Source organism: Pirellulales bacterium, from assembly GCA_035656635.1.
Taxonomy (GTDB): domain Bacteria; phylum Planctomycetota; class Planctomycetia; order Pirellulales; family JADZDJ01; genus DATJYL01.
The window spans coordinates 22315-30157 of the sequence record DASRSD010000185.1; the positions used below are offsets into that span (position 1 = coordinate 22315).

Here is a 7843-nt window from a genome sequence, read left to right on the forward strand (position 1 = left end):
GTATGGCCACAATTTCGACTGGAAAATTTGATGACGTTTCGGCCCGCGATTTGGCGGCCATCGAACGCACTACGCAGGAAGTGGGCTGGTATTTGTTCGAGCATTTGGAAGTGCGGCGTCCCAGCTTGTGGGACCGCCGCTGGTGGGACGACCGCATCATGGCCTGGGCGATGAACGATGAAGCGGTAAAAGTGCAACTGTTCCGCTTCATCGACGTGCTGCCGATGCTTACCACGCCCGATGCCGTGGCCCGACACTTGGAGGAATACCTAGACGATGTGCGCGATCGGCTGCCGTCGGCGGCGCGCTTTGGGCTGGTCGTGGCCACGCCCACACGGCTAGGGCGTCGCGGATTGGCTGCCGCGGCGCGCCGCAATGCGCTGGCCCATGCCAAGCGGTTTATCGCCGGAACTGACGTAAAAGAAGTGCTGGCGGCGGCCCTGCACCAGCGGCGGCAAAAGCGGGCTTTCACACTGGACGTATTGGGCGAGGCCGTGGCCAGTGAGCCGGAAGCCGACCAATGGCAGAAAGCCTATTTGGATTTAATCGAGCAACTTTCTCCCACGGTCAACACGTGGCCGGAAATTCCGCAGATTGATCGTGACGATCGTGGGCCGCTGCCGCGGGTGAACGTGTCGATTAAGCTTTCGGCGCTCGACAGCCAATTCGACCCAATCGATCCGGACGGGAGCTTGCAGCGCGTGGCAGCTCGGCTGCGGCTGATTTTGCGCGCGGCCCAGCGGCACGGGGCATTCGTGAATGTCGACATGGAATCGTACCGGATTAAAGATCTCACGCTGTTCGTCTTCCGGCAAATTTTAATGGAGGACGAATTCCGCGAGTTTGCCGATGTAGGGATCGTGCTGCAGTGTTATCTCAAAGATACCGAGCAAGATTTGGTTGCCCTGCGAGATTGGGCCGCCTTGCGCGGCACGCCCGTTTGGGTGCGGTTGGTGAAGGGCGCTTACTGGGATTACGAAACCGTGCATGCCCGGGCGACGGGCTGGCCGGTGCCGGTGTTTCAAGAGAAGTGGCAATCGGACGCCAACTATGAACGGCTCACGCGGTTTGCGCTGCTCAATGGGCAGCATTTGCGAACCGCGCTGGGAAGCCACAACATTCGTTCACTTGCCCACGGCATTGCGGTCGCCCGGCATTTGGAGTTGCCGCGCGAGGCGTTTGAGTTACAAATGTTGTACGGAATGGCCGATGCGGAAAAGCAAGCGTTGGTAGAAGCCGGTTACCGGCTGCGCATTTACATGCCCTACGGCCAACTGATTCCCGGCATGGCGTACCTGGTGCGGCGGTTGTTAGAAAATACGTCGAACGATTCTTTTCTGCGCGCGAGCTTTACGGAGCAAGTGTCGCCGGAGGTATTGCTGATGAATCCGTTAGATCATCCCGATGCAAAGAAAGCTGCAAAGCAGGAGGGAACGGCGAGAGGCGAGGGGACAGGAGCAAAGGGTGAAGGGCCAGACGCGGATGATTCGCCGATTCGTATCCACCAGACGCCATTGCGCGACCAGTTGCCGGCATTTCGCAATGAACCGCCGACCGATTTTGCAGTTGCGCACAATCGGGCGGCAATGCAGGCAGCTCTGGCGGAAGTGCGCTCCCAGTTTGGGCGATCGTACCCGCTTGTGATCGATGGCGAAACGGTCGAGACGAATGCGGAATTTGTGTCTCGCAATCCGTCCGATATTTCCCAGGCCACGGGCAATGTCGCGGCGGCCGAAAAACAACATGCCGCCGCAGCGGTGGCGGCTGCTAAGCGAGCCCTGTCGGAATGGACTGCACTGGGCGCGCGGCGGAGAGCTGGCTACCTGCTGAAAGCGGCGGAAGTCATGCGTCGCCGCCGTTTCGAGTTGGCTGCGTGGGAAGTGTACGAGTGCGGCAAAGTTTGGCGAGAAGCCGATGCCGACGTGTGCGAAGCGATCGATTTTTGCGAATATTACGCGCGCGGGGCCATGGCGCTGGACCGCGAGCAAGAAGTGGAGGTGCCGGGCGAGGAAAATCGTTTGCTGTATGTGCCGCGGGGCGTGGCGGCAATCATCGCACCGTGGAATTTTCCGCTGGCAATTCTCACAGGCATGACGGTGGCCGCTTTAGCGACGGGCAACACCGTGATTATGAAGCCGGCCGAGCAATCGAGCGTCGTGGCCGCTAAGCTGATGGAAATTTTCCGGGAAATCGAATTACCTGCCGGAGTGCTGCATTATTTGCCCGGCAAGGGAGAAGTTGTGGGCGCCGCGGTGGTGGAGCATCCCGACGTGGCGCTGATTGCATTTACCGGTTCCCGGCCGGTAGGGCTAGCGATTAACGCCAAGGCGGCAGAGGTTTCCGCGCGCGGAATTGGTTACGTGAAGCATGTGATCTGCGAAATGGGAGGCAAGAATGCAATTATTGTTGATGACGATGCCGATTTGGATGAAGCAGTGCTGGGCGTGGTGAAAAGCGCGTTTGGATATCAAGGGCAAAAGTGCTCGGCCTGCTCGCGGTGCATCGTGCTGGCGTCCATTTATGATGCGTGTTTGGCGCGGCTGGTGGAAGCAACGCGGAGTTTGAAAGTGGGCGCCGCCGACGATCCGGCGACCAGCGTGGGGCCGGTCATTGATCCGCAAAGCGTTCGCCGCATACAAAATTATATCGATGTGGGCCGCATGGACGGCCGCGAAGTGCTGGCGGTAAATACCGACGCCTTGGCAGGACGAGGATATTTTGTCGGCCCGCACATTTTTGCCGACGTGCCAGCGACCAGCCGCTTAGCGCAGGAAGAGATTTTCGGGCCGGTGCTGGCCGTGATTCGGGCGGAAAACTTAACGGAGGCGATTACGATCGCCAACGGCACCGATTACGCACTGACCGGCGGTATTTATTCGCGCAGCCCGGCCAATTTGGATCGCGCCTGCCGCGAAATGCAGGTCGGCAATTTGTATCTCAACCGACCGATCACCGGCGCCTTTGTGGGCCGGCAGCCGTTCGGCGGATTCAAACTTTCGGGCATTGGCAGCAAAGCGGGCGGGCCCGATTATCTTTTGCAATTCGTGCTGCCGCGCACGATTACTGAGAATACATTGCGGCGTGGATTCGCTCCCCCGTCGGCGGAACACGAATAGGCCGCACACTGGCCGTCACTCGTTGGCCACGTGCTTGGGATACGGAGGATCGTAATCGAGCCGTTCCCCTTTGCGGGCGTCGCCGTGCGGTGATTTGACTCCCTCGACCAAGTGCGGCAGGCCGCGATCGTCGAGATGGGCGACCATGGTTTTCCACTCTCCGACGCCGGTTTTATCGAGCGTGAGCTGCAACACCCAACCGGTTAGTGTTTCCTCGTCGTGAAAGCCGTTGAAGACGAAATCGCCCAGGCTGTAAAAAATAGGCTTGCCGTGATAATACTCGATCGCTTGCCGCACGTGCGGGTGGGCGCCGACCACGGCATCGGCGCCGGCGTCAATCATCGTGCGGCCAAAGCTTCGCTGCCTGTCGCTGATCTCCTCATATTCCCACCCCCAGTGCATGAAGGGGATCACTAAATCGGCGTGATACTTTTCGCGCGCCGTGTGAATATCGTCGACGACCAGTTGATCGACGCTCCAAGCGATGCCCGGCGTGGTGGCCCCCGCTTCAAAAATACGGGGCTTAAATTCGTTGTAGCCTAACAGGGCCAACCGAATGCCGTTGCGTTCCAAAATGAGCGGCGTGTGGGCGGCGGAAGAATCTCGACCGCCGCCGAAATAGGGAAGCTTGGCCTGCTCGAGCAGGTCGCACTGTTCGGCCAGCGCTCCTTTGCCGTAATCGCCGGAATGGTTATTCGCGATGGTCACGGCCGTAAAGTGCTTTTTCAGCACGGGAATACATCTTGGGCTGGCCTCAAAATTGTACGGCTTGGGAACTTTTTCGCCCGTGGTGGCGACCACGCATTCCAAATTGCCCAGCGTAATGTCGGCCTGCTTGAACACCGAATCAAACGGCGCGTACGGATCGACGCCGCTGGCGATGGCCTCGCCGGGGAGTTCGGCCAGCATCATATCGCCGACGAAAATTACTTTGATGGTAGCCGGTGGCTCGGCCGCCCCAAGTTGTCCGCAAAATGCCAGCGTGAGCAGAACCGCAACGAAAAGTAGACCGCGCTGCATCGAGGCCATCCTGTTGCTTGCGGGCAATAAAAAATGCGTGAAGGTTCGGTGGCTTGGCATACCGCAAGTATAATCGCCGCGAATTCCGCACGCCATGCGGGGAACTGTTCGACCGGAGGCGCAAAAAAACCGCGGGTGTTGTTAACACCCGCGGCCCATCCCAACGCACTCAGAGAAAAACCAACAAACAATTTGCTACGTGGTACGGCTGAGGAAATCGAACGACTGTTCAAGCTGTACCCAAGTGAGCGTAATCACGCCGGAATCGTGTCCGTTGTTCAGGCCCCAGGGGTTGAACAGCGTGACGGTTTGATGCAGCGTGTCGATGCTGAGCACGGCATACGCATGGTCCCCCACAATTTGCGAATTGGCCGGGCTATTATCCGAGCCTAAGCAAATGGATTCTCCCTTGCTCACATACGATGCAAACGTGGCAAACGTGATGCCGCCGAGGTAACCATCGGTGGCCGCATGGCCGGTAATTTGGGTCAGCGCAATCGACATGTCGCCACCGGAAATGGCGTTGTACACGTTCTTGCCGTTGCCCGTCTGGCCGAAGCGGGTCCAACCGCATTCATTCAGTTCCACATACGCCTTTTCGGCCAGTGCCACCCACAGTTCGTTAGTAGAACTGCTGGCGCGTTGGCCCATGCCGTCGAACACCAGGTAGCCGCTGGCATCGGTCGGCAATTGCGAATCGACAGTCACATACGCGGCCTGCGTGCCGTGCATAAACCGCACAGTATAAGTGCCATCGCCGTTGACGATGAACATGCTGGTAATGGCGGTGGGATTTTTCAGCGCCGTTTCCGCCAGCGACGAAAGGAAATAACAATCGCCAATGCCGCCTTGGCGAATGTCGGTGTATGCCACGCCGTTGACAAACAACTGGCCGGAAACTTGGCGATAGGTGAACGTTTCGTCTTTACCGTTTGTGCCGACCCAATCGCTGGTGGCCACCGGGTGATCGGTTCCCAGGAACCATTTGTCGACCAGCTTTTCCAGATTGGCGGCCGAAAATCCGACGGCCAAATTGCCCAGCGTCGCTCCCAAATAATGGGCATTGGCCACATTCCCGGTCACCACATCTTGCGAGAGTTGTTGCACGTAGGCCACGCCGACGAAGAGGGGAGCGTCGCCGACCAGCGTCTTCAAATCGGTAAATTCCTGCGAAGTGAGACTGCCGGCTTTTTCCACTTGCCGGAAAATTGCAATCATGTCGGTACGGCTGAGTACGCCGTCTTGAAAATCGTTTTGGGCCAGCGTGCTCATCGTCGCGGTTTTAAGATGCGACCTAATCCAACTGATTCCCGCCGTTTCTGCCGCCGTGAGCTTGGTGGCGGTCATCAATTCTCGAGGTTCCAAAGGTTCAATGCGCAGCTTGCGGCGTGGCCGCCGACCGTTTTTCGTTGAATTCACAAGAACTCCCTGGGTATGAATCGTGTTGCGCGCAGCGCATACAACGGCCGGCCGCAGGCAACGGATGAAAGATGGATGGGAATGAAATTCAGAGGGAGCGAATGCTCAATATCAAACGACATGCGGCGCCAAATAACCTTCGGCGCCCGGCAAAAGAAACCCTAGGTCAGGTTTGAGGGGTCGTCAAATAGATGGAGGGCGCAAAAGAAAAGTTCGCCTGTGTCCTGGCGAACTGAGTGCAAAGTGAGCAAAATCGTGTTGCCAAATAGCAACAATCAGCCGCAACGGCGCAAACGCACGGCCACCAGCGCCGAAAGCCCGAGCACCGTAAGCACCAACGCCGCCGGCTCGGGCACCGCCTGAATGTTGTCGACATCAAAGTACGTTTGCGTCTGGAATTGATCCCCCATGTAGGAAGCCGTCGCCGAATCGACAATGCGAAATTCCTGAACACTTTCCAAGAACGTGGTGAAATCGCCCGGCGTTCCTACGGTCGTCATATCCGTGGGAATGAAATTGAACGTGACGTGGTGCCACTGGCCGTCGGCAGGAAGCGTAAATGCGGCTGCGTTATTGGTAACATAGGCTGGCGAACTCATGGAAGTTCCATCGCGAAATGCCACGCGCATGGTTAGCGCAATCGAATTCGGATTCATCAGATCCATGGTTACCCCCGTCACGCCGGCGGTGACAAAATTGCCTCCCCATTCGGTGGCTGGCGTCGAGCTAATTGCCAGCAATCGCGGGGCGGCCTGCGTATCGTCGGAGCCAACGCTGCTATCGATTTGCAAAAATTGATCGCCGGCGCCGGCCGGACCACCAGTGGTAATGACTTTCGAGGCGTCTGTATGCGTTAGTTGGCCGCCGCCTTGCCAAGTGCCTGCGCCGGATTGAAAATCGTCGAGTTGTCCGACGACGGGGTCAGCGAAAGCCGCGACGCCGCACAGAAGATATGTGCCGGCGATCGAGCAAAGTGCCAGTTTGATCGTAAAATGCTTCAACTGGTTGCTAATCCTTGTGTAGTTAGGGTCCAGTCCAAGGGCTATCGGGCACCATCCAGCGAATGTCGGGTCGATCGGGAATTCCCACGCCACAGCCCACGTAATCGCTGGAATATGCTTGTATCCTGCCATCTAAAAATGCCAAATTCACCATGTCGCTGTGTCGTGCAACGGTGCTGAAATTGAGGTAGTTTCCTGCGATGAGGGTGAGAGGAGAGGGAAGCACCGAACAATGCACCCCGTTCCCTTCTGACATGAAAACCAGGGTCGTGCGGGGCCCAACTTTGTCGATATGATCGGGTTTGAGAGATTTTTCCGTCGAAAGCCACATGTTCATTCCGTACGCAAAATACATTTTGCTGGGATCTGCCGTTTGATCGCTGGGCGGGGTCGTGGGAGGAATCACTTTTTCCTCCATTTCCGGGCACATCCATACGCTCCGATCACCGGGTTGCGGCGGTTGGTTGGCGTTCAGCAGCGTCATTAAAGGTTGGTTTTCCATGAAGGGAGGGAGCGCGTTAAACCAATCGTCGGGCCGAAAATAACTGGTGGTCACTTGCGCGCCTTGGCTTCGCCGGGGCAAGTAACCTTGGTGGGCCTGTACATAGTTCAGCATGGCTAAAGTCCACTGCCGCATGTTCGATTGGCACGTTATCAACCGCGCATTTTTGCGAGACGCCTGCACCGCCACTAGCAATAGCCCAATCAGGATGCCAATAATCGCCATGACCACGAGCAACTCGATCAAGGTAAAGCCTAGCGCTCTGCGTTGAGTCCTCATGGGCTGCTTGCCATCGCGTTATGCACAGTTGGATATAGCGGTCTACTGTATCCCAAGCCCGCGGCAAGTTCAACCGCTCCAGGAGCACGGAAATGGCAAAATCGAAGGGGAAAACAGCCTGGGGGCGTGATTGGAACATTGGCGTGCGCGTGTGGATCCAGCGGGACGGAAAGGCCGTGCTGGGCCAGGGTCGGGCCGAATTGTTGGACGCCATTGGCCGACAGCACAGCATCACGGCGGCTGCCAAAACCGTCGGCATTTCCTATCGCAAGGCCTGGAACATGATTCAGGAAATCAACCAGGCGGCCGGCGAAGCATTGGTGGAATCGGCCGTGGGGGGTGTGAAAGGAGGCGGAGCGCAACTGACCGAGCGCGGTCGCCTGGCCGTCGATATTTATGGGCAGCTTCATCAGGCCTTGCACGAAAGCGCAGCCGGCGTGCTCGAGCGGATCACCCACCCGCAGGCCGGCGCAGGGGAAAGTGTCCATGTGGCGGCGGCCATCAGT

Annotated in this window: 6 protein-coding genes; 2 read left to right on the top strand and 4 right to left on the bottom strand. The window is 57.8% G+C overall.

Annotated elements, in window-relative coordinates; genetic code table 11:
• The first annotated feature begins 2 nt into the window (after positions 1 to 2).
• Positions 3 to 3116 carry an L-glutamate gamma-semialdehyde dehydrogenase gene (pruA, locus tag VFE46_19860; GenBank protein HZZ30264.1) on the top strand — a complete coding sequence of 1038 codons (3114 nt, stop codon included), beginning with the start codon at positions 3 to 5 and terminating at the stop codon, positions 3114 to 3116.
• A gap of 15 nt (positions 3117 to 3131) precedes the next feature.
• Here the strand turns inward: pruA and VFE46_19865 are convergent, their stop codons facing one another.
• The 4 genes from VFE46_19865 to VFE46_19880 form a co-directional block, all read right to left on the bottom strand.
• Positions 3132 to 4136 carry a CapA family protein gene (locus VFE46_19865; protein ID HZZ30265.1) on the bottom strand — a complete coding sequence of 335 codons (1005 nt, stop codon included), beginning with the start codon at positions 4134 to 4136 and terminating at the stop codon, positions 3132 to 3134.
• Between the two features lie 195 nt (positions 4137 to 4331).
• Complete coding sequence (locus VFE46_19870; GenBank protein HZZ30266.1) at positions 4332 to 5555, bottom strand: C2 family cysteine protease; 1224 nt, start codon at positions 5553 to 5555, stop codon at positions 4332 to 4334.
• A 275-nt stretch (positions 5556 to 5830) separates the two neighbouring features.
• Positions 5831 to 6556: a PEP-CTERM sorting domain-containing protein gene (locus VFE46_19875; protein HZZ30267.1), complete on the bottom strand. Its 726-nt coding sequence runs from the start codon at positions 6554 to 6556 to the stop codon at positions 5831 to 5833.
• Between the two features lie 22 nt (positions 6557 to 6578).
• Positions 6579 to 7337 (bottom strand): DUF1559 domain-containing protein, encoded by a 759-nt coding sequence (locus tag VFE46_19880; GenBank protein ID HZZ30268.1) that lies wholly within the window; start codon positions 7335 to 7337, stop codon positions 6579 to 6581.
• Positions 7338 to 7429: 92 nt separating this feature from the next.
• Between VFE46_19880 and VFE46_19885 the strand changes: the two genes are divergently transcribed.
• On the top strand, positions 7430 to 7843 hold a 414-nt coding region (locus tag VFE46_19885), incomplete at its 3' end, for a LysR family transcriptional regulator (GenBank protein HZZ30269.1).

What these genes read in the sequence shown, in the direction of transcription:
- pruA (HZZ30264.1), top strand. Translation starts at nt 3, where the DNA reads ATGGCCACAATTTCGACTGGAAAATTTGATGACGTTTCGGCCCGCGAT.
- VFE46_19865 (HZZ30265.1), bottom strand. Translation starts at nt 4,136, where the DNA reads ATGCAGCGCGGTCTACTTTTCGTTGCGGTTCTGCTCACGCTGGCATTT.
- VFE46_19880 (HZZ30268.1), bottom strand. Translation starts at nt 7,337, where the DNA reads ATGAGGACTCAACGCAGAGCGCTAGGCTTTACCTTGATCGAGTTGCTC.